The following is a 22,651-nucleotide window of genomic DNA, read 5'->3' as shown; positions in this document are numbered from 1 at the left end:
GCGGCGCATTGTCGTTTTGTCTGACATAAGCCCTGAAATTCGACGGTTCGCCCTTGCCCGCGCGCCTTGCGTGGCTAGGATGCGCGCCGGTCACGACTACAGCGCCGCGCGTCCTCTTGGACGTGCAAAGGACGCTGTAGCAATTTACATTTTGCGCATGATCCCTTTCCGAAAATCGATCCGATTTTCGGGGTCATGCGCTGGGAGACAAGAACGATGATGCCATCGGCGCATTTTGCCGACCTCGAAGGAGCCTCGGTGCTGATTACCGGCGGCGGCTCCGGAATTGGCGCGGCACTGACCGAGGGGTTTGTGCGCCAGGGCGCCAATGTCGCCTTCGTCGACATCGCCGACGGCCCGAGCACGATACTCGCCGACCGCATCGAAAAAGAATTCGGCAAGCGGCCGCTCTATCTCAAGACCGACCTGCGCGACATCGAGGCCTTGCGGGCATCCGCCGCGAAGGCCGCCGAGGCGCATGGCGATGTCACCGTGCTGATCAACAATGCCGCTTGGGACGAGCGCCACGCCGTCGAGGACGTGACGGTGGAGTTCTGGGACAACAACCAGGCGATCAATCTGCGGCCGCACTTCTTCACCGCGCAAGCGGTGGCGCCGGGCATGAAGCGGGCCGGCGGCGGCTCGATCATCAACTTCACCTCGACATCCTATCTCATCAACCACCCCGACATGCCGTCCTACACCGCCGCCAAGGCCGGCATCCTGGGTCTGACCAAGGGGCTGGCCGGCAAGCTCGGCGTGGACGGCATCCGCGTCAACGCCATTGCGCCCGGCTGGGTGATCACCGAGCGGCAGAAGGAGCTCTGGGTGACCGAACAGGCGCTTGCCGCCCATGTCGCCAAGCAATGCATCAAGCAGGTGATGCAACCGGACGACATCGTCGGCACCGTGCTGTTCCTCGCCTCGGACGCCTCGCGCATGCTGACCGCGCAGATGCTGATCGTCGATGGAGGTTTCCTGTGAGCCCAGGGTTTGCCAGCAACGCGCCGGCGGTAGCCGCTGTCGACTGGGGCACAACCCGCATGCGGGTCTGGCTGATCGACGGGCAAGGCAAGATGCTGGCCGAACGCCGCGGCGATGATGGCCTGATCACCGCGCAACAGAAGGGTTTTGCAACCATTCTCGAAGGGCATCTGGCGGCGATGGGAGCACCGGAAGCGCTGCCCGTCATCATCTGCGGCATGGCCGGTTCCCGACAGGGCTGGCTGGAGGCGCCCTATGTCACCGTGCCGGCGCCACTCAGTGCCATTCTCGGCGGTGCTGCCAAGGTGCCTGGGCAAAGCCGCGACATCCGCATCGTTCCGGGCCTTGCCCAGCGCTTGGCCGATGCGCCCGACGTCATGCGCGGCGAGGAAACCCAGCTCGCTGGCGCTGGCCTGCCGGCCAGGGGACGCCAGCTGGTCTGCATGCCCGGCACCCATTCGAAATGGGTGCTGGTCGAGGACGGCGCCGTTGTCGGCTTCGGCACCTGGCCGACCGGCGAGCTGTTCTCGGTGCTTGCCGCGCATTCGATCCTGCGCCATTCGCTCGGCGAGCACCCCAAGCCGGTCACATCGGACAATCCGTTCTTCCGCCGCTGGTGCGAAACCGCATTGGGCGAAGGCGGCGATGTCACCTCGCGGCTGTTTTCCATCCGCGCCGCCGGCCTGCTGCAGGACCTGAAAGCCGACGATGCCGCAGCCTGCCTGTCCGGCCTTCTGATCGGTGGCGAGATCGCCTCGGCCAGCCGCCGTCACGGCGCCGGTGCGGAACCTGTCGTGCTGGTTGCCTCCGGCGCGCTGGCCGCGCTCTACCAGGCCGCACTTGGTCTTGCGGGGTTTGAGGTTCGGACCGTTGACGCCGATGAGGCGGTGCGTGCCGGCCTCGTCGAGGCGGCGCGCGAGAACGGCATGATCGCCAGAATTGGAGCAGCCCGATGAGCCAGACCGCACCTTTCCCCAAGCTCAAGCGCGGGCTGGTCGCCATCCTGCGTGGCCTCAAGCCGAGTGAAGCGATCGCTATCGGCCAGGCACTGTTCGATGCCGGCATCGAGGCGATCGAAGTGCCGCTGAACTCACCGGAGCCGTTTTCGTCGATCGCTGGGATTGTGGAAGTGCTTCCGAAAACAGCCCTGGTCGGCGCCGGCACGGTGCTGACGCCAGCCGATGTCGATGGTTTGTACAAGGCCGGCGGGCGGCTGCTGGTCAGCCCCAACATCGATGCCGAGGTGATGGCGCGTGCGATGCACTACGGCATGGTGACGATGCCCGGCGTGCTCACGCCGACCGAGGCCTTCCTGGCGATCAAGCTTGGTGCCTCGGCCCTCAAATTCTTCCCGGCGAGCGTGCTGGGTGCTGCCGGCATTTCCGCGATGCGCGCGGTGTTGCCGGCGCAAACAGTGGTCGGCGCCGTCGGTGGCGTCTCCGAAAAAGATTTTGCCGGCTACAAGGCCGCCGGCGTGACGGCCTTCGGGCTTGGCTCCAGCCTGTTCAAGCCCGGCATGAGCGTCGACGAGGTGGCGGCGCGTGCACTCGCCGCCGTCACGGCCTGGGATGCGGTGTTCGGAGAAGCATGATGAGCGAAGCGATCGTTTCGGTTTTTTCCGATCACGTCTGCCAGCTCGGCGAAGGGCCGAGCTACGATCCCACCACCGATACGCTGTTCTGGTTCGACATCGTCAACAGCCAGCTTCTGGAAAAGCAGCTGTCCGGCGGCGCGACCACAGTCCATGAGCTTGACCGGATGGCGAGCGCCATCGCCGTCATCGACGAGAAGCGCCAGCTGATCGCCGCCGAGACCGGCCTTTATGTCCGCGATGTCGCGACCGGCAAACTGACGCTGCACACGCCTGTCGAGGCCGACAATCCGGTCACGCGCTCCAACGATTCCCGGGTCCATCCCTGCGGTGCCCTGTGGATGGGCACGATGGGCAAGAAGGAGGAAAAGGGCGCCGGTTCGATCTACTGGTTTTTCAAGGGCGAACTGCGCCGCCTGTTTTCGGACATCACCGTGTCGAACTCGATCTGTTTTTCCGAAGATGGCACGATCGCTTATTACACCGACACCTCGACCGGGCTGCTGATGCGCGTCGCCTGCGATCCGGCGACCGGCCTGCCTGCCGGTGAGCCGAAGGTGTTCGTCGATCACCGCTCGGCCAAGGGCTATATCGATGGGTCCGTGCTCGACCGCGACGGCATCCTGTGGAACGCCGTCTGGGGCGGCAGCGTCATCGAAGCCTATGGACCCGACGGCAAGCTCGTCCGCACGGTCGCCATGCCGGTGACGCAGCCATCCTGCCCGGCCTTTGTCGGCGCCAAGGCCGACCGGCTGGCGGTCACCTCAGCCTGGTCGGGCAAGGATGAGAAGCAGCGCCTGCTGGATCTGCAGGGCGGCATGACATTTCTGCTCGACATTCCCGTCAACGGCCGCTTCGAGCCGCACGTGCTGATCGCCTGAACAAGGCCAGACTTTCTGATTCGACGCCGGTGCTGTCACGCAAGCGCCCGCGCCGTGTCGGTTTCGCGAGAGCCGATTGCCTTCACCATGCGATGGTAGGCAATCGCACTGCCGGGAATCGTTCATTTCATGTCGAGCCACAAGCCAAGACTGATCCTCGTCCATGAGCCGGAAAAGGCTTGTTTCGACCGTCTGGTCGCCGACGGTCATGCGCCGGAGTGTGCCGCCGAAATCGCGTCCTATCTGGCACAGTCGACCGATCTCGCTCCTGAATTCGATGCGCTTGGCCGCGCCTGCCAGGCACGCGGCCTGTCGTTCACACCTGTGGCACTGGACGACGCCGCAAGCGTCCTCGCCGGTGAGCATCCCAGCACAACACTGGTCTGGACGCTGACCGACGGCATTGCCTATTTCCGGGGCGGCGCGGCACCCGCTTTGGCGCGACTGGGCGGCTTCAAGACGATCGGCGCCGACGATGCGCTGTTCGCGCTCTGCCAGGACAAGTTCCGCTCCGGCGCCGTGCTTGGCGCACTCGGCCTGCCGGTGCCGCAGGCCGGTCTTGCGCGCGATGGCCAATGGCTGGTCGAGCCGCCTGCCTCTGCCGCCGGCTGGTTCGTCAAGCCCAACCGGCTTGGCGCCAAGATCGGCATCTGGGCGGATTCGCGCTGTAGCGATCTCGGTCACGCTTTGGAGCTCAGCCGGCGCGTGTTTTCGGCCTATCGCGATGATGTCGTCGTCCAGCCCTATGTCGCCGGCCGCAACGTGCGCGCCAGTTTCCTCGGCCTGGTGCCGGGCGCCGGGGTCGAAGCGCTTGGCGTGGCCTTTGTCGATTCAGGCGCCGATTTCCAGACCATGGCGGACAGCCTGGCGCTCTACGGCGACACCGGCGAGGTCGCGAAAGCGGCGGGACATTATGCCGAACCGGAACTCGTTGCGGTTGCCGACAGCCAGCCGGTCGCCGACGCCGGGATCCGCGCGATCGCCGAGCGGCTGATGGGCGGGCTCGGCCTGCGCGACGTGTTTTCCATCGATCTCAGGGTCGAGGCCGACGACACCGTCCACCTCATCGAGTTCGAGGTTTGCCCCGGCCTGCCTTGCTTCGATTTCCGCGCCTACTGCCGCCAGCAATGGGGCCTCGAGCTGGCCGATGCCATGACCGAAACCGCGGCGAGCCGGCTGATCGGCGTCAACCGATAGCTGCGTGCCTTGACGGCTTTCGCCCTGCCTCTAGTGTCGGCCAACGCTCCCTAGCAAAGGCCGCGCGATGAACACAACATCAGTCGAAGCCCTCCACCATCATGTCAGGCGCATGGCCGGGCGCGATCCGCATGAGGTGCATCGTGTCGCGACGCCGCTCGAGCTTCTGTTCGACCTGACCTTCGTGACGGCGTTCAGCTTTGCCTCATCGCAACTCGCCCATGCGCTGGCCGAAGGCCATTACTCGGCGGCCTTGCTCGGCTTCGCGTTCGCCAGCTTTGCCATTTGCTGGGCCTGGATCAATTTCTCCTGGTTCTCTTCCGCCTATGACACCGACGACTGGATTTTCCGGCTCGTCACCATGGTGCAGATGATCGGGGTGCTGGTGCTGGCGCTCGGCCTGCCACGCATGTTCGCTTCCATCGAGCACGGCGAGCACCTCAACAATTCGGTGATGGTGCTGGGCTATGTCATCATGCGGGTGGCGATGATCTTCCAGTGGCTGCGTGCCTTCAGGCAGGACCCTGTCCGACGTCGCGCCTGCCTGACCTACGCCACGGCAATTGCGGTCGCTCAGATCGGCTGGGTGGTGCAGATCATCGTCGATTTCCCGGTCGGCACCAGCATCATCCTCGCCGTCATTCTCGGGCTGATCGAAATGGCGGGGCCGGTGATCGCGGAAGGCAAGGATGGCGGCACGCCCTGGCATGCGCACCATATGGCCGAGCGCTACAGCCTGTTTGCCATCATCGCTTTGGGTGAGGGGGTCGTCGGCACCCTCGCCACCCTGTCCGCCGTGGTCGAGGAACAGGGCTGGACCGTGGATGCGGCACTGGTCTGCATCGCCGGCACCGGGCTCACCTTCGGCATGTGGTGGGTCTACTACATGCTGCCCTCAGCGCCGATCCTGCATGCCCACCGCAATCGCGCCTTCGTCTGGGGTTACGGGCAGATGCTGGTTGTCGCGGCAATCGTCGCGACCGGCGCCGGGCTGCACGTCGCGGCCTATTTCATCGAGCACAAGGCGCATATCGGCCCACTTGCGACACTGCTCGCCACCGCTGTTCCTGTCGCCGTCTTCCTGGCGGCGGTCTATGCGCTCTACACCTATCTCGTTCAGCGCTTCGATCCGTTCCACATCTGGCTGCTGCTCGCGACCGCGGCGGTCGTGGCCCTTGCCATTCTCGCAGCGCTCGCCGGCGTCGATATGGCCATCTGCCTGATCATCCTGATGCTGGCGCCGGCCGTCACCATCGTCGGCTACGAAATGCTCGGGCACCGCCACCAGGCGGAAGCACTCGCCAGCGACGAGCACTCGACACGGCATTAGCCGACCGCGGGTTTGCTCGAGCATTTATCCGTGTGGCATTCGCTCGAATGCCTGCAGCGAGCGATCGATCGTATCCCAGCCATGGCCGCGGATCGTGTAGGTGACCACCTGCGGCTCGAAAACGCTGGGGTCGTCAAGGCTGGTGGCGTGGACCGCGATCAGCTCCGGCATGGCGGCGAATGTCAGGAAGACCGGCGCTCCGCAGGTCGGACAGAAGGCGTGGATCTTCTCGTTGCCGCTGTCGCCGGCCACCCGCCAGGTGCTCGCCTCGCCCGTAATTGCCATATCGGCGCGCCGGCCAAAGGTCAGGTAGGATCCGTGGCCGGTACCGGCGCGCTTCTGGCAATCCAGGCATTGGCAATGGTTCTGGAAGATAGGCTCGCCGCTCGTCTCATAGCGAATGGCTCCACATGCGCAGCCGCCTATATAGCGTTTGGTCATTGTCGGTCCTCCTGGGTCAGGCCGATTTCGGCTTGGCGAAAACGTCGATGCCGCTGCCGGTTTCCAGCAAGGACTTCAGGCTGGACAGCACAACCGGCCACCCCTGGCTGATGCCTTTTGCCATGCCGGAGCCGGCTTCGAGTTCGTCATGGGTGACGGTCAGCCGGACCATGGCGTCGTATTCCTCGATGCCGAAGGTCACGCGGCTGTAGCTTGCCGGATCGGCGGCCTGCGAAGGGCTTGCCCAGGTCATGACGAGACGGGTTGGCGGCGAGACCTCGACGACCTTGCCGACGATCTGGACGGTGCGCTCATCATTGGCGCGGATATGTTCCCACTTCGATCCCGGCTTCCAGTCGGAGACGTTCTCGTGGCCCCAATAGCGCCGTGCGATATCGGGCCTGGTTATGGCCTCGAACACTTTCTCTGGCGTCGAGCGGATGTAGGTCACGTAGACAAAACTGGTCGTCTCGCTGGTGGTCATTGGTCGTCTCCTTCGAGTTCTTGTTTCAGGTCGTGCAGCAGGCTGAGCCGCTGCCGTTCGAATTTGCGCACCCAGCGCTCGCAGACTTCGTGCAGCGGCACCGGGTTGATGAAATGCAGCTTTTCGCGGCCACGCTTGACCGTGCTCACCAGATTGGCCGCCTCCAACAGGTCGAGGTGCTGGGTGGCGGATTGCCTTGCCATGTCCAGGTTTTCGCAAAGCTGACCGAGCGTCTGCCCGTTCTGCTCACACAGAAGGTCAAGCAGCCTTCTGCGTGTCGGGTCGCCCAGCGCTTTGAAAACCTTGTCGGCGTCCATCGGCCTCACTCTGATGTGAGGCCATAATATGCAGGTAAATACCTGCATGTCAACCAGCAGGTCCCCCAGTCGCTGCAATGGCTCAAGCGAAGGCTGTTGGGACTGGCAGTCGATCGTTCGACAAGCCGCGCATCGGCAAGGCTTCGCAACGGCGACTGGATACGGGAAGTGAGCTTACGGGGGTTCGGTGGAAGCGCCGCCGGGCTTTATCCGGTCTTGAGCGTGATCTCTGGCGAAAACCGGATACCACTTTTCGGATTTATGGTTCGGTGGACCTCAGGCGCCTTCGACCAGCACGATTTCGCCGTCGGCGACCTTCTGGCGGATGGCGACGGCGCGCTGGTACTCCGGCGAGTGGTAGCAATCGTGGGCGGCGGCGAGCGATTCGAACTCGATGATGACATTGCGTGCGCGGCCAGGCCCTTCGGCCTTTTCATGTTCGCCGCCGCGCGCCAGGAATTTCGCGCCGAAGCGCTCGAAGGCAGGCTTGGCAGCGGCGACATAGTCCTTGTAGCCTTCGGCGTCGTGCACATCGACACGAGCGATCCAGTATCCCTTGGGCATGTCTTGTCTCCGAACTCTCTATCTTGAAACGTCAGGCCGAGCGCATCTCGTCGAGGATGGCTTCGGCCGCCTCCCGTTTGTTGGCCGCAGCAACGATCGGCCGGCCGACGACGAGGTGGCTGGAGCCGTTGCGGATCGCCTGGCCCGGCGTCACCACGCGCTTCTGGTCGCCATGGTCGCTGCCTGTGGGCCGGATGCCCGGTGTCACCACTGCCAGGTCGGGCCCGGCGATGCGGCGTACCGCTTCCGCTTCCTCGGCCGAGCATACGATGCCGCCCATGCCGGCATGCAGCGCCTGTTCCGAGCGCCGCAGTACCAGTGTGTGCGGGTCATATTCATAGCCCGCGTCGATCACGTCCTGTTCGTCCATCGAGGTCAGCACGCTGACGGCAAGCAGGCAAAGGTCGCTGCCGCGCGCTGCTTCCACCGCCGCCGCCATCGCCTTTGGATAGGCGTGGATGGTCAGCATGGTCATGCCCATCTTGACGATGTTCTCGACGCCCTTGGCCACCGTGTGGTCGATGTCGAGCAGCTTCATGTCGAGGAAGATCTTTGTCCCGCCGCTGGCCAGTTCCCTGGCGAAGTCGAGCCCGCCGGCAAAGGCCAGTTGATAGCCGATCTTGTAGAAGGAGACGACGCCGTCGAGTTCGCGCACCGCCTGCTCGGCTTGCTTTACGGTCGGCACGTCGAGGCCGACGATGAGCCGGTCGCGCATGCTATCGGCGATCATGCCTCGATCCGGGTGGACAGCATGCGCGAGGTTTCGATCAGCGTGCGGCATAGGTGCTCCATCGATTTGTGCAGTCTTTCGTCGCGGAAATGGCCGTCCTCGTCGAAGGCGTCGCCGCCGTCTGGCACCGAGCATTCCGGCGTTACCACCTCCATCTGGCAACGCACCAGGACGGCGCGCAGATGGTTGATGCAACGGATGCCGGCAAAGTGCCCGTTGGAGGATGAGCAGAGGCCGGCGACCTTGCCGGCAAGCGGCCTGACCGTGCGGCCACCATCCCTGCGCACCCGGCTCACCCAGTCGATCGTGTTCTTGAGCAGGGGCGGGATAGAGCCGTTATATTCGGGCGTGGCGATCAGCAGCCCGTCATGGGCGATCACCAGACGGCCGAGTTTCTGGGCGTTTTCGGGAACGCCCTTTTCCTTTTCCAGATCCTCGTCGAGGATCGGCAAGGGATAGTCGGCGAGCGAGATGCGGGTCACCTCGGCGCCTTGCATGGCAAGTTCCTTTTGCGCCACGTCGGCGGTCCTGCCGCTGTAGGCGCCACTGCGCACCGAGCCGGCGAAGACGAGGATTTTCGGGATCACTGCCATTGGCCACCCTTGTTCCCGGACAGGTATAGCCAAGGCCCGCTTAAATCAACGCACCCTAATGGGCCTCGCGCCGATAGATCCACAGCTGCGTCGGCGGGATGTTGCGGAAGATGAAATCGAAATGCTTGACCGTGTAGTCGCCGCGACCGGCCGGGATCGGCGACATCGGGCCATAGGTCAGCTGCACGATCGGCCGTCCGGCCGGGATGCGGTCGAGCAGGCTCTCGATATAGGCGATGCGCTGGGCGACCGGAAAGTTGAGCAGCGGCACGCCCGAAACGACGGAATCGAAGATCATCCCGCTCTTGTCACCAAGCGTGGCGTTGAGATTGAAGGCGTCGCCCTCGATGACGTTGACACCGGGATAGAGCCGCCGCAGGTGGCCCACGAAATCCGTGTTGTATTCGACCGCGTAGAGGTTCTCGGGCCGCACGCCCTGGGCGAGGATGGCGCGGGTGATGACGCCGGTGCCGGGACCGACCTCGAGTACCGGCAGGCCGGACTTCGGATTGACGATCGAGGCCATCTTGCGGGCGGTGATCGAACTGGTCGGCACGATCGAGCCGACCGTCTTCGGCTTGTCGATCCAGCCCTTGAAGAATTTGAGTTCGTCGTCGAACTTTTCGACAAGCGCCTTCCGCAGTCCAGGGCCACGTGTCATGCAAGTTCTCCTCAGCGCTCCCCGCAAGTTACTTAACACCTGGGCGGTGCAAGGCAAGGCGCGGCCGGACGCATGTCGTGGATAAGATAATTTTCGTCGCGTCTCAAGGTGACGCGCGTCTCACGGGTTTTCGCGGCGCAAACCGGCTCCTGGTCGTGGGCGACATGCATCAACGTTCGCCGAAGGATTCGAAGAAATCCTTCATGCGGGCGAAAAAGCCGCTCGATTGGGGCGAATTGTCCTGCGAGGAGAGCTGTTCGAACTCCTCCAGCAGTTCACGCTGGCGGCGGGTGAGGTTCTGCGGCGTCTCGACCGCGGTCTGGATATAGAGGTCGCCGACATTGGGTTGGCGCAGCACCGGCATGCCCTTGCCCTTGAGGCGGAACTGGCGCCCGTTCTGGGTGCCTTCGGTCACCTTGACCTTGGTCTGGGTGCCATCGAGTGTCGTCACCTCGAAGGAGCCGCCAAGGGCGGCCGTCGTCATCGAGATCGGCACCTTGCAATAGAGGTCGGCGCCGTCGCGCTGGAAGAATTCGTGCGGCTTGACCGCCAGGAAAATATAGAGGTCGCCCGATGGCCCGCCGCGCAGGCCGGCCTCGCCCTCATTGGCTAGGCGGATGCGGGTGCCGTCCTCGATGCCGGCCGGGATGTTGACCGACAGCGAGCGCTCCTCGGTGACGCGGCCCTGGCCGGCGCATTTCGGGCATGGATCCTTGATCGTCTGGCCGCGCCCCTGGCATTGCGGGCAGGTGCGCTCGATCGAGAAGAAGCCTTGCGTGGCGCGCACCTTGCCGTGGCCATTGCACATCGAGCAGGTGACGGGCTGGGTGCCGGGCTTGGCGCCGCTGCCCGAACATTCCGAGCAGGAGATCGACGCCGGCACACGGATTTGCGCGGTCTTGCCGGCAAAGGCCTCTTCCAGCGTGATTTCCATGTTGTAGCGCAGGTCGGCGCCGCGCTCGCGGCCGCCCGACGAGCGGCGCTGGCGCCCGCCCATCATGTCGCCGAAAATATCCTCGAAGATGTCGGCGAAGCCGCCGGCGCCAAAGCCTTGCGCGCCGCCATTCATGCCGCCCTGTTCGAAGGCCGCGTGGCCGAAGCGGTCATACGCCGCGCGCTTCTGCGGGTCCTTCAGCGTCTCGTAGGCTTCGTTGATTTCCTTGAACTTGTGCTCGCAGGAATGATCGCCGGGATTGCGGTCGGGATGGAACTGCATGGCGAGCTTGCGGAAAGCGCTCTTGAGCTCCTTCTCATCGGCGCCCTTTTGCACGCCCAGCGTTTCGTAGAAATCAGCTTTCATTTTTTCCCGCTGTCCGGATGCTCAACGTCTTGAAGCATTGTTGCGTCGTTTGCCGGCATTGCCGTTCCGATTTAGGTGCGATGGAAGCGGGATGCCAGTGTCGACGCGGCTTTGCCTGCATTTTTTCGGCGAGGCCCGCTGTTTTTCCGCAAGGGGTTGCAAAAAAGCCCGGCTTTGCGCCGGGCTTTCCGCACTATCTTGCCGTCAAACGGTTCAGGCCGACTTCTTCTTGTCGTCGTCCTCGTCGATTTCCTCGAAATCGGCATCGACCACGTCACTGTCCTTGGCGGCGTCCGCCTTGGCGTCGGCTTCCGCCGCTTCCTTCTGCGAAGCTTCGTACATGGCCTGGCCAAGCTTCATCGAAGCCTCGGCGAGCGCCTGGCTCTTGGCCTCGATGTCGGCCGCGTCATCGCCTTCGGTCGCGGTCTTCAGCGCCGCGATCGCATCGGAGATCGCCGTGCGCTCGGTCTCCGAAACCTTGTCGCCATATTCCTTCAGCGACTTCTCCGAGGAATGCAGCAGTGCTTCGGCCTGATTGCGGGCTTCGACCAGCGCGCGGCGCTTCTTGTCGGTCTCGGCATTGGCCTCGGCGTCCTTGACCATCTTCTCGATGTCGGCGTCCGAAAGACCACCCGATGCCTGGATGCGGATCTGGTGCTCCTTGCCGGTGCCCTTGTCCTTGGCCGAAACGTTGACGATGCCGTTGGCGTCGATGTCGAAGGTGACCTCGATCTGCGGCACGCCGCGCGGCGCCGGCGGGATGCCGACCAGGTCGAACTGGCCGAGCGCCTTGTTGTCTGCGGCCATTTCGCGCTCACCCTGGAAGACCCGGATGGTCACGGCCGACTGGCTGTCCTCGGCCGTCGAGAACACCTGGCTCTTCTTGGTCGGGATCGTTGTGTTGCGCTCGATCAGGCGCGTGAACACGCCACCCAGCGTCTCGATGCCGAGCGACAGCGGCGTCACATCGAGCAACAGCACGTCCTTGACGTCGCCCTGCAGCACGCCGGCCTGGATGGCGGCGCCGAGAGCGACGACTTCATCCGGATTGACGCCCTTGTGCGGCTCCTTGCCGAAGAACTGCTTCACGATCTCCTGGATCTTGGGCATGCGGGTCATGCCGCCGACCAGGACGACCTCGTCGATCTCGCCGGCCTTCAGGCCGGCATCCTTGAGCGCCGCCTTGCAAGGGGCAATCGTGCGCTGGACCAGATCGTCGACCAGCTGTTCGAACTTGGCGCGCGTCAGCTTCAGTGTCAGGTGCTTCGGCCCGGTCGCGTCGGCGGTGATGAAGGGCAGGTTGATTTCGGTCTGTGTGGTCGACGACAGCTCGATCTTGGCCTTTTCAGCCGCCTCCTTGAGGCGCTGCAAGGCAAGCTTGTCGTTCTTCAGGTCGATGCCCTGTTCCTTCTTGAACTCGGCCGCCAGATATTCGACCAGGCGCATGTCGAAATCCTCGCCGCCGAGGAAGGTGTCGCCATTGGTCGACTTGACCTCGAACACGCCGTCGCCGATCTCGAGCACCGAAATGTCGAACGTGCCGCCGCCAAGGTCATAGACGGCAATGGTCTTGCCTTCCTTCTTGTCGAGGCCATAGGCAAGCGCCGCAGCCGTCGGCTCGTTGATGATGCGCAGCACTTCGAGGCCGGCGATCTTGCCGGCGTCCTTGGTCGCCTGGCGCTGGGCGTCGTTGAAATAGGCCGGAACGGTGATGACCGCCTTCTCGACCTTCTCGCCGAGATAGGCTTCCGCCGTCTCCTTCATCTTCTGCAGGATCATGGCCGAAATCTGCGAGGGCGACTGCTTCCTGCCGCCGGCCTCGACCCAGGCATCGCCATTGTCACCCTTGACGATCTTGTAGGGGACAAGCTTCTTGTCCTTCTCCGTCACCGGATCGTCATAGCGGCGGCCGATCAGGCGCTTGACCGCGAAGATGGTGTTTTCAGGATTGGTGACCGCCTGGCGCTTGGCCGGCTGGCCGACGAGACGTTCGTCGTCGCCGCTGATGGCGACGATGGAAGGCGTCGTGCGCGCGCCTTCCGCATTCTCGATTACCTTCGGCTCCTTGCCATCCATGATGGCGATACAGGAGTTGGTGGTGCCGAGATCGATACCGATTACTTTTGCCATTTTTCTAGTCTCTCCGCTAAGCAGGCTCTCAGGACCCGTACAGGCGTTCCGACGAAAGCCCCTGTTCACAAGAAATTCCGTTCCGGCAACCGGCATTCCGGCACCGAACGGCTTGGCGCGTATATAAGAACAGGCGGCATCGCGCGCAAGCATTCTGCGCAAGGCTTCCATGAACCTTTCCACCTCCGCCTGCGACTGATGTCCAGGCGCCGCATGGTGCGGCCCGGAAAGGAAGCCCCCCATGACCAATAACCCAGAGACTCCGCGGTCTCCGGGAACAACAGGAGCTCGGCGCGACCACCGCCTTCGGGACGGGGTCGATGCGCTGGGTTTTCCGCTGATTCCGTTGACCCTGCGTAAGAGCAGGCGTATCGTGACAATGAGGAAAGCAGACAATTCGATCAGGGAAGAACGAGCCGGAACGCCGCGCCTTGCCCTGATTTGCGCGGCCAGACCGGACGTTTCTCCCGTTGACTACGGGGGGAGTGTCATGTCTCGCATCCGCGGCTCGCTCGTGTCGTCTCTTGATGGTCGTTTGCGTCGTGCCGCGCATGCTGGCGGCGCATTGCTGGCGATGACGCTCGCCGCCGGCCTGTGGCTGGGTGGCGCCGCGCAGGCGCAGGAAACCCAGATCATCTATCCCGGCTCGATGGCGGTGACCGGATTTTCCGGCACCATCATTCCCAATTTCGACGAGGGCCTGCCGCCCGGCGTCGATCCGGTCGACGAAACCTTCATCGACATTACCCGCGCCACCTTGCGCGTGTTCGACGTCTCGCATCTGGGCGGACCGGCCGCTGGCCAGCTCGTCAACACACCGCCGCCCTTCGAGGTGACGGCAGAGCAGATCGGCCAGGTGTTCGGCGTCACCTATGACGATGGAGTGCGCGACGGCATTCCGTCCGGCATTCCCAATCTCTATGCCGGCGCCACCTCGCTGCACGGCATCCGCATCGTCACGCCGGACGCCGACGATGACGGTCGCCCTGAGCGGCAACGCCGCGGCATGGCCGGCGCCACCTTCATGGATGGCCAGTTCGGCACCGAAAACGGCGGCGGGCCGGGCACCATCTGGAAGATCGACGGCATCACCGGCCAGGTCTCCAAATTCGCCGACATCGACACCAACAGCGGCCCCGGCATCGGCAATCTCACCTTCGATCCCAGCCACCGCCAGTTCTTTGCTTCCGACCTCGACACCGGCCTGATCCATCGCATCGACGCCAACGGCAGGCTGATCGACAGCTTCGACCATGGCGTTGTCGGCCGCCCCGCGCATGGGCTGGCTCCCGTCGCCGACGACGGGTCGGTGATGGACATCCAGGGCGCGGCCTTCGACAGCGAAGACCCCGACAGTTGGGGCTACACGCAGGACGAGCGCCGCATCTGGGCCGTTTCCTATCATGGTGGCCGGCTCTACTACTCGGTCGGCGAAAAGTCGGAAATCTGGTCGGTGGGCATCGCCCGCGACGGCACCTTTGCCGGCGACCCGCGCTGGGAACTGACGGTCAAGGCTGACAAGGACTACGCCGTCACCGATATCGCCTTCGACAACAGTGGCTTCATGTACCTGGCCCAGCGCGGTCCGGTCGAGAACCGCTACGATTACAGCCAGTTCGCCGATTCCGGCAAGGGCGAGGTCATTCGCTACTGGCGCGAGAACCCGGACGATCCGGCAACCGAATCGGTCTGGGTGGAAATGCCGCAGGAATATGCGATCGGCTTCCCGCAGGGCAACCGGCAGTCGGCCGGCGGTCTCGACCTGCAATATGGCTATGACGCCGACGGCAATCTCGACACCTCGGTCTGCACGCAGACACTGGTCAACACCGGCGACAAGCTGCGCGACAATCAGGCTTTCGCCGAACAGCTCGCCGCCGGCGGGCCGCTGGCCGTGCATGGCGTGCAGATTACGCCCAAAGAGCTGGTCAAGCCGGCCAATGTGCCGCCCTTCGGCTCCTGGTTCGTCGACTTCGACGGTTATTTCGAAGACCCGGAGGTCGAGGGTCATGTCGGCGACGTTGCCGTCTGGCATCCCTGCGAAGGCCGCGCCGGCTATTATGAAGAAATCCCGGGCGGCTACCTGCCCCCCTTCTACCCGCCGGACTTCCCACCGCCCGGCAATCTGCCTCCGTGTCTCGACGTTGAAGATGTCCAGTACTACTGCACGCCTTCGGGGCTTGAGGCCGATCTCTATCTCCATGACCATGCCGGCTTCGGCGGCGATTCGATCAAGGCCCAGTCCAGGACGCCAGGCGTCGGGGTGACATCATCCCAGTCGCATGCGCCCGGCAAGCCCTACACGATCGACATCACCGGCCACGATCCGGGCGACACAGTCGATGTCGGGCTCTGCTTCTACAGGAAGTCCGACAAGGACAAGGGTGGCTACTACCCTTGCTGCAAGATGACTTTGCCGCTCAGAACCCCAGCCGTCAGCTGCGAACGTTGAGGAGGGGAAGATGAAAAATCTCGCACTCTCCCCGCTCGCAGAAAACAACTCAACCGTCATGGAGACGATCATGAAACCCCTGTCATACGCCAGGCGCGGCGCGCGCTGGCTGATGGCGGCCGGTATCGCGGTCGCCATGCTCACCCCTGTGGCAAGCCACGCGGAAGACGCCGTTCCGATCACCCCGGAACTGAAGCTCGACCTCGACAATTCGCGCGTCGTCAATCCGAGGCTGGACCGGCTCGTGCCTTTCTTCACCAAGAAAGGCACTCAACGAGGCTGCGACTATGTCGTCTATTCGCTGAGCTTCGGCTTGCGCGGCGATCCGCAGGGCCTTGCCGACCCGAGCCTCGAGGCCAGGCTGAAGAAGGTCCGGGTCGACTTCAAGGACCAGCTTCCGCACGGCCTTGAGATCGTCAACGTCAATGTGTCCGGCGACGGCACGGATTCGTCCGGTGGGCCACTGCCGGGGGCTTCAATCAGCACCTCGGCAAATCCCAACGATACGGCGACTGTGTCCGATTTCCGGCTCTCCGCCACCGATCTCGACGGCGCTGGTGCTCCGAACGAGCGCGTCATCACCTTCCAGATCACCGCCAAGATCGACCATGCGGCGTTTCCCTCGCCGACGATCGTCGACAACCAGGGCATGATCAAGGTGACGGCCGGACCGGGCACGGGGACCATCATCCCGTCGCAGGATCCGGGCGAGCCCGACGACGGCGACTTCAAGACCGGCGTGAAGACCTCGATCAAGATCGACGTCACCAAATGCAACCCGCCACCGCCACCTCCCGGCAAGGAATGCTTCAAGGTGGAACGCGGCACGGTCGACTGCGTGCCCGGCGGCGGCGCCTTCATCTATCACATGCCGGTCGGCCCGGAGATGGGCGGCAAGTGGGTGCAGGTGTCGACGACCACGCCCGGCATCACCATCATCCCCGACACCCAGCTGGTGCCGGCGGGCGGCGGTGTCTTAAACTGGAAGATCGTCGGCGCATCGCCCGGCGACGTCATCCACCTCATCGTCACCGGCATCGAAACCTATGCCGGTCCGAAGGAAGGCTGGGGCCTGTGCTGCACGCAGACGATCGACATCGTCATCCCGCGTGACCAGAGGTGCCCGCCCAAGGATAAGGAGCCGGACCTCAAGGTCGAGAAACGCGCCGACGTGACGCGTTGCACGATGGGCGGCGGCTGCGACTTCACCATCAGGGTCACCAATGTCGGCACCGGTGCCTACCACGGCAAGATCGTGCTCGACGAGGTGACGCTGCCGGCCGGATCGACGCTCGATTCGGGGCCTAATCCGCCCTGGGTCTGCGTACCCGGCACCACCCCGATGACGTGCACCTATCCGGTGACCACGCTCAGTCCGGGGGCCTCCGTCGACCTCAAGCTCGGCTTCAAGCCGGCCGGAGGCTGGCAAGGCAGCGTCCTGCGCAACTGCGCCACGTATAATTATGGGGCCAGCGGCAAGCCGCTGTTCGGCAGCCAATCGAATGATCGCGGCTGTGCCTCGATCCCGATCTGCCGGCGTGGCGACCGTGACCGCGACTGCCAGCCGCCGGTCGAAAAGAAGGTCGACCTGATCCTGAAGAAGCGTGCCCGTATCCCGGTCTGCACGGCCGACGGCATCTGCTACTTCGTGATCGACATCATCAACAACGGCACATCAACCTATAATGGGCCGCTGACGGTGATCGACACCTATCCGGGCGGCGCGCCGTCCTCCTCGACCTTCGGCCCGAGCCCGCCCTGGACATGCGGACCGAACGGCCCCGGCCAGTTCCGCTGCGACAATGCGGGGATCTCGCTGCCTCCGGGCGCCTCGACACCGATCGTCGTCAAGGCGGTCATGCCGGCCGGCTACCAGTCGGACACGGTGGAGAACTGCGCCGCGGTGAAGGCCATCCCTGGTGAAAACGACCTCACCAACAACAAGGCTTGCGCCAAGGAACGCTTCCGTCATCCCAATGGCGGCAAGCCGACCCTGCGCATCACCAAGGTATGCAACGGCTCGCTCGCCGGTGCCGCGGTCATCTCTTGCCGCATCACCGTCATTAGCCTTGGCACCGCTGCCCCCACCGGTCCGGTGCGGGTCAACGATGCCGCCACGCTGGTGGCTGGCGGCGCGCCCGTCCAGATCCAGACCGTCACCCCTGACGGCGCGGAATGGGCATGCGGACCGGTTCCGGCCAATGCGCTGTCGTGCCAGATTCCCGGTGCCGTGATGACACCTGGAACCAGCCGCCACTTCGACGTGACGGTTTCTGCGAATGGCGCGTTCGAGAACTGCGCGCGGGGTTCGTTTGGTCCGGCGCCAGGCGACGACATCGTCTATCCGATCGGCCAGGCCTGCGCCAAGGGCGGCGGCTCTTCGACCATCCGTGTCGAAAAAACCGGCGACCGCGAATGCAAGCTCGGCCAACCCTGCTCGTTCGAGATCACCATCACCAATGATGGGACGACCCCCTTCTCGGGACCGGTCCGTATCGGTGATGCGATCGGCGTGGATGGGCTCGGCAGGCTGGAAGGCGTTGAAATCACGTCGATCGATCCGCCCTTCGGCTGCTCGCCGGAACCGGCAACCTTGCCTGCGTCCTGCATTGCCGACCTGACGCTCGGCGCCGGCGAAAGCCAGGTGCACCATGTCACCGTGGTCATTCCCGACGACGGCCGCCTGGCCAATCTGCAGGGCAACGTCAGCGGCCAGAACTGCGTCGGCGTGCTCTCTCCCGACACACGGGTGCAAGGCGGTGGCGACGTGCTTGGCGGCGACCAGACCAATGTGCAGGGCGATCGCGGCAAGGCCTATGCCTGCCATCCCTTCACCATCAGCCAGGAGACGAAGAAGGAATGCTCGCAAGGCTTCGTCATGAACGACGCCGGTCGCTGCGTCTGCCCGGAAGGCACCACCTTCCGCAATGGCCAGTGCACCGGCGGTGGTACCAATATTCTGCCAACGCCACCGCCGCCGAAGCGCTGCGTGCTGCTCGAAGGCCAGATCCGCACCGAGGACGGACGCTGCGTCTGCCCACGCGGAACCGGGCTTGAGAACGGCAAATGCGTCAGGACCGACAAGCCCGAGCAGTGCACCATCCGTGGCCAGGTCCACAATTCGGATGGCGATTGCGTCTGCCCCAGGGGCACGGAAGTCAGGGACAATGCCTGCCGTCCGATCCGGCCAAAGCCCGAACAGTGCACGATCCGTGGTCAAGTCTACAATGCCGATGGCGATTGCGTCTGCCCCAGGGGAACGGAAGTCAGGGGCAATGCCTGCCGACCGATCCAGCCGAAGCCGGAGCAGTGCACCATCCGTGGCCAGGTCCACAATGCCGATGGCGATTGCGTCTGCCCACGCGGCACGGAAGTCAGGGGCAATGCCTGCCGACCGATCCAGCCGAAGCCGGAGCAATGCACCATCCGTGGCCAGGTCCACGACGCCAACGGCGATTGCGTCTGCCCGAGGGGTACCGAGGTGCAAGGCAATGCCTGCCGGCGCAAGCAGCCTGATGTGCAGCAGTGCGACATACGCGGCCAGGTCCACAACAAGCGCGGCGAATGTGTCTGTCCGCGTGGGACCGAGGTGATCGACGGCGCATGCCGCAAGCCCAGGCAGCAGGTGGAATGCGCACCGGGCACGCAGATGATCAATGGCCAGTGCCAGCCGATCATCAGGCGGCGCTGCCCGGAAGGCACGATCGGGCGGTATCCGAACTGCCGGCCGGTCCGCGGGCAACCGTCGCTGGAGCTCAACCCGGGCCTGCTGCTGCAGCAGGTACTGCCACGGCGCAGCCCGCAGGTCGAACAGCAGCAGGATCCGGATCCAAACAGAATCCTGAAACTCCAGCAGCAATAACCATCTGCTCGACGCCAGACCAGAAACCCGCCGGAGCAATCCGGCGGGTCTTTCTTGTGGTTCCGGGGCAAGCGGAAATTGGCTGCAACACGATCGGAGACGCCAAAACGCCACCCTGCCTGTGCAGCGCCCGCGCCCGTGCACTCGACAAGTCGGCTGGAGCGCATTAGGCAGTCGATCCAGAGTGACTGGTATGAAAAGGGCGCTCGGAAAGGCCGCACCCATGAGCAGAAAGACCTTGATCGCACCGTCGGTACTGGCATCGGATTTTTCGAGGCTCGGCGATGAGGTCGAAGCGGTGGCGGCGGCCGGCGCCGACTGGATCCATCTCGATGTGATGGACGGGCACTTTGTCCCCAATATCACCTTTGGCCCGCCGGTGATCAAGGCGATCCGCAACCGCACCAAGGCCTTCTTCGACTGCCATCTGATGATTGCCCCGGCCGACCCCTATCTGGCCGCTTTCGCCGAGGCCGGCTGCGACGGTTTGACGGTCCATGCAGAGGCCGGGCCGCATCTCGACCGCTCGCTTCAAACCATCAGGAACCTTGGCAAGAAGGCCGGAGTGTCGCTCAATCCGGCAACGCCTGAAAGCGTGGTCGAGTATGTGCTCGACCGGCTCGACCTGATCCTGATCATGACCGTCAATCCGGGCTTCGGCGGCCAGGCGTTCATTCCGGCCATCGTCGACAAGGTGAAGCGGGTCAAGGCGCTGATCGGCGACAGGCCGATCCGCATCGAGATCGACGGCGGTGTTTCAGCCGAAACCGCGCCGCTGGTCACCGCTGCCGGCGCTGACGTGCTGGTGGCGGGCGCCGCCATCTTCAAAGGCGGCAGTGTCGAAGCCTACCGGCAAAACATCCAGGCGATCAGGACGGCAGCCGACAACGCAGCCGGCTAACTCACGGCGCATCGTATCTTCAAGGGCGCTGCGCCCAAAAGAGCAGCGGCGGCCTGATTCGGCTTCGCTGTTCGCCGCCTGCGCACACAACAGAACAGGTGGTCTCACGCGCATACAAAAGAACAGGAAGAACAGATTCTCCTGCGTGCATACAAAACATGTTAAGTTTCCGCAGGTTGTGGGGATGCGCGGAATTATAGCATCGATCTTCGGAATGCCGCATATTCCTTTGTGCTAAAGTACAATATCGTGATCTTCTGCTTGAGCGCGCCGCGGCACGCGTTATATGGTACAAGTACGAAAAGGCGAATGCTGTCGGACTCGAATTGCCCAAGACAAGTTTTGGGGACAAGGAGTCGCTGTGACATACGGAGCTGCCAATCTGAACGATGACGCCGCAGGACCCAAGAGCACGCTTGCCAGCACGGTCTACCAGCAATTGCGTGACGATCTTCTCGGTGGTGTTCTTGAAGCCGAGAGCAAGCTGCGGGTCGAATGGGTGGTCTCCAAATATGGGGCTGGCGCTTCCCCTGTCCGCGAGGCTCTCAATCGCCTCGCCTCGGAAGGGCTTCTCGGTCGGCACGACCAGCGTGGCTTCTTCATCATGCCGGTCAGCGCGTCGGAACTCGAGGAGCTGACGCGTACCCGCTGCTGGCTCGAGGAGCGAGCGCTTCGCGAATCCATCGCCCACCGCACCGCCGAATGGGAAGAACAGCTCGTCCTGGCTCTGCATCGCCTGGGGCGCGCGTCACGTCTTTCGCCGCAAAATCTCTTCTCGCTCAACCCGGATTGGGAAAGGTTGCACCGCATCTTCCACAGGGTGCTGATCTCGGCCTGCCGGTCGCAATGGCTGGTGGGGTTTTGCGATCAGCTTTCCGATCACGCCTATCGCTACCGGCAAATGGCCAATGATGGCGAAGGCGTCCAGCGCGACGATTTCGGCGAGCATCGCCTGATCGCCGAATGTGCCCTGGATGGCAATGCCGACGCTGCCGTCGAGGCACTGATCAATCACTACCAGTTGACCGCCGCCATGTGCATGAAACGCTTCAGTCAAGGCGAAGGGTCACAGGCGGCCGCCGGCAGAGCCGAGCGCGCCCGGCGATAGCGATCGTTTTCCCGGCGGGTCTTTTGCGGCCCATTTCCCACAACCTCTGGCGTTGGCTCGACAGGCGTGAACCATCGTCTGCGGTCTTGACGGCGCGGCTGGGAACCGCGAACTCTTCGCCGCCAATGCATGCTTCGAAAAAGCGTGCTCGACGCCGCCGTTTCAGCCACTCGGGGAAGTCCTTATGAGCAATCATCTGTTCGATGCGTTCCGGTCCCGGATGCCGATGCCGGGGCGCTTGCTGATGGAAACCGATGATGGCGGCTCGCTCACCTATGGCGATATGCTGGCGCGCTCGGCGCAGCTGGCGCATGCGCTCTTGCAATTGGATGTCGAACCCGGCGACCGCGTCGCCGTGCAGGTCGAGAAGAGCCCGGAAGCGGTCCTGCTCTATCTCGCCTGCCTGCGCGCCGGCGCCGTCTTCCTGCCGCTCAACACCGCCTACACGCTGGCCGAACTGGAGTACTTCTTCAGCGACGCCGCGCCACGCCTGGTCGTCTGCGATCCGGCAAGGGCAGCCGACATCGCAGCGTTGGCGGGAAAATCGGGCGCCGCCACCGTCACGCTCGGCCGCGACGGCGAGGGATCGCTGACCGATCAGGCCTCGCGGCTGCCGGCGGATTTCCATGACGTGGCGCGCGGGCCGGATGACCTAGCGGCGATCCTCTACACGTCGGGAACCACCGGCCGCTCCAAAGGCGCCATGCTCAGCCACGAGAACCTCGCCTCCAACGCGCGCGTGCTGGTCGAGCACTGGCGCTTCACCGGAGATGATGTGCTGATCCACGCATTGCCGATCTTCCACACCCACGGCCTGTTCGTCGCCACCAACGTCATCCTGATGGCTGGCGCCTCGATGCTGTTCGAGCGGAAGTTCGATCCGGCCCGCATCGTCTCGCTGCTGCCGCGCGCCACGGCCCTGATGGGCGTGCCGACCTTCTATGTGCGCCTGCTGCAGCAGGACGGGCTGGACCGCGAGGCGGCGAAAAACATCCGTGTGTTCATTTCCGGTTCGGCGCCGCTGCTGGCCGAGACACACAAGGCCTGGCGCGAGCGCACCGGCCACGCGATCCTCGAACGCTACGGCATGACCGAGACCAACATGAACACCTCGAACCCCTATGA

At 63.9% G+C, this 22,651-nt stretch carries 20 protein-coding genes; 11 read left to right on the top strand and 9 right to left on the bottom strand.

Going from position 1 to position 22,651, the window contains the following annotated elements:
• Positions 1-216 precede the first annotated feature (216 nt).
• The 6 genes from EN935_RS00495 to EN935_RS00470 all read left to right on the top strand — a co-directional run bounded on the left by EN935_RS00495 (position 217) and on the right by EN935_RS00470 (position 5,983).
• Positions 217-984 (top strand): SDR family oxidoreductase, encoded by a 768-nt coding sequence (locus EN935_RS00495; protein ID WP_109667526.1) that lies wholly within the window; start codon positions 217-219, stop codon positions 982-984.
• Positions 981-1,940 (top strand): 2-dehydro-3-deoxygalactonokinase, encoded by a 960-nt coding sequence (locus EN935_RS00490; RefSeq protein ID WP_109667524.1) that lies wholly within the window; start codon positions 981-983, stop codon positions 1,938-1,940. Before EN935_RS00495 ends, EN935_RS00490 begins: the two co-directional genes overlap by 4 nt.
• A complete protein-coding gene (locus tag EN935_RS00485; RefSeq protein ID WP_127263008.1) occupies positions 1,937-2,575 on the top strand; it encodes a 2-dehydro-3-deoxy-6-phosphogalactonate aldolase in 639 nt (212 codons plus the stop codon). The genes EN935_RS00490 and EN935_RS00485 overlap by 4 nt, the downstream gene beginning before the upstream one ends.
• Positions 2,575-3,456, top strand: coding sequence for an SMP-30/gluconolactonase/LRE family protein (locus EN935_RS00480; RefSeq protein ID WP_127263009.1), 882 nt, complete (start codon positions 2,575-2,577; stop codon positions 3,454-3,456). The genes EN935_RS00485 and EN935_RS00480 overlap by 1 nt, the downstream gene beginning before the upstream one ends.
• Before the next feature lie 129 nt (positions 3,457-3,585).
• Positions 3,586-4,653 (top strand): D-alanine:D-lactate ligase-like protein, encoded by a 1,068-nt coding sequence (locus tag EN935_RS00475; protein ID WP_127373122.1) that lies wholly within the window; start codon positions 3,586-3,588, stop codon positions 4,651-4,653.
• Between the two features lie 67 nt (positions 4,654-4,720).
• The gene (locus tag EN935_RS00470; RefSeq protein ID WP_206438768.1) at positions 4,721-5,983 is read left to right on the top strand and encodes a low temperature requirement protein A; all 1,263 of its coding nucleotides are present in this window, start codon (positions 4,721-4,723) and stop codon (positions 5,981-5,983) included.
• A 24-nt stretch (positions 5,984-6,007) separates the two neighbouring features.
• Here EN935_RS00470 and EN935_RS00465 read toward each other — a convergent pair whose 3' ends face one another.
• From EN935_RS00465 to dnaK, 9 genes are all read right to left on the bottom strand, one after another.
• Complete coding sequence (locus tag EN935_RS00465) at positions 6,008-6,424, bottom strand: GFA family protein (RefSeq protein ID WP_127263011.1); 417 nt, start codon at positions 6,422-6,424, stop codon at positions 6,008-6,010.
• A 16-nt stretch (positions 6,425-6,440) separates the two neighbouring features.
• Positions 6,441-6,908 (bottom strand): SRPBCC family protein, encoded by a 468-nt coding sequence (locus EN935_RS00460; RefSeq protein WP_127263012.1) that lies wholly within the window; start codon positions 6,906-6,908, stop codon positions 6,441-6,443.
• Entirely contained in the window at positions 6,905-7,225 is a 321-nt protein-coding gene (locus EN935_RS00455; RefSeq protein ID WP_127263013.1) for a helix-turn-helix domain-containing protein, read from the bottom strand. The genes EN935_RS00460 and EN935_RS00455 overlap by 4 nt, the downstream gene beginning before the upstream one ends.
• Positions 7,226-7,501: 276 nt before the next feature.
• A complete protein-coding gene (locus EN935_RS00450) occupies positions 7,502-7,789 on the bottom strand; it encodes a DUF1330 domain-containing protein (RefSeq protein ID WP_127263014.1) in 288 nt (95 codons plus the stop codon).
• A gap of 31 nt (positions 7,790-7,820) precedes the next feature.
• The gene (gene pyrF, locus EN935_RS00445; protein ID WP_126067086.1) at positions 7,821-8,519 is read right to left on the bottom strand and encodes an orotidine-5'-phosphate decarboxylase; all 699 of its coding nucleotides are present in this window, start codon (positions 8,517-8,519) and stop codon (positions 7,821-7,823) included.
• A complete protein-coding gene (locus tag EN935_RS00440) occupies positions 8,516-9,112 on the bottom strand; it encodes an NADPH-dependent FMN reductase (protein WP_127263015.1) in 597 nt (198 codons plus the stop codon). The genes pyrF and EN935_RS00440 overlap by 4 nt, the downstream gene beginning before the upstream one ends.
• 55 nt (positions 9,113-9,167) lie before the next feature.
• Positions 9,168-9,773: a phospholipid N-methyltransferase PmtA gene (gene pmtA / locus EN935_RS00435; RefSeq protein WP_109667496.1), complete on the bottom strand. Its 606-nt coding sequence runs from the start codon at positions 9,771-9,773 to the stop codon at positions 9,168-9,170.
• A 169-nt stretch (positions 9,774-9,942) separates the two neighbouring features.
• Positions 9,943-11,073 (bottom strand): molecular chaperone DnaJ, encoded by a 1,131-nt coding sequence (dnaJ, locus tag EN935_RS00430; protein WP_013528587.1) that lies wholly within the window; start codon positions 11,071-11,073, stop codon positions 9,943-9,945.
• Between the two features lie 213 nt (positions 11,074-11,286).
• Positions 11,287-13,203 (bottom strand): molecular chaperone DnaK, encoded by a 1,917-nt coding sequence (gene dnaK, locus EN935_RS00425; protein WP_109667494.1) that lies wholly within the window; start codon positions 13,201-13,203, stop codon positions 11,287-11,289.
• Positions 13,204-13,693: 490 nt separating this feature from the next.
• On the opposite strand from dnaK, the gene EN935_RS00420 reads away from it, so the two are divergent.
• The 5 genes from EN935_RS00420 to EN935_RS00400 form a co-directional block, all read left to right on the top strand.
• Positions 13,694-15,655 carry a hypothetical protein gene (locus EN935_RS00420; RefSeq protein ID WP_127264505.1) on the top strand — a complete coding sequence of 654 codons (1,962 nt, stop codon included), beginning with the start codon at positions 13,694-13,696 and terminating at the stop codon, positions 15,653-15,655.
• A 10-nt stretch (positions 15,656-15,665) separates the two neighbouring features.
• Positions 15,666-19,517: a DUF11 domain-containing protein gene (locus tag EN935_RS00415; RefSeq protein WP_127264504.1), complete on the top strand. Its 3,852-nt coding sequence runs from the start codon at positions 15,666-15,668 to the stop codon at positions 19,515-19,517.
• A gap of 223 nt (positions 19,518-19,740) precedes the next feature.
• Positions 19,741-20,418: a ribulose-phosphate 3-epimerase gene (gene rpe, locus EN935_RS00410; protein WP_126067089.1), complete on the top strand. Its 678-nt coding sequence runs from the start codon at positions 19,741-19,743 to the stop codon at positions 20,416-20,418.
• 361 nt (positions 20,419-20,779) lie between these two features.
• On the top strand, positions 20,780-21,526 hold the full coding sequence (locus tag EN935_RS00405) for a GntR family transcriptional regulator (protein WP_109667486.1): 747 nt from the start codon (positions 20,780-20,782) through the stop codon (positions 21,524-21,526).
• 184 nt (positions 21,527-21,710) lie between these two features.
• The coding region (locus tag EN935_RS00400; protein WP_164770984.1) for an AMP-binding protein at positions 21,711-22,651 on the top strand (941 nt) is incomplete at its 3' end.

This window comes from Mesorhizobium sp. M7D.F.Ca.US.004.03.1.1 (assembly GCF_003998635.1).
GTDB classification, from domain to species: domain Bacteria; phylum Pseudomonadota; class Alphaproteobacteria; order Rhizobiales; family Rhizobiaceae; genus Mesorhizobium; species Mesorhizobium loti.
The sequence above is the reverse complement of the archived record's forward strand: the minus strand, read 5'-3'. Positions and strand labels throughout refer to the sequence as shown.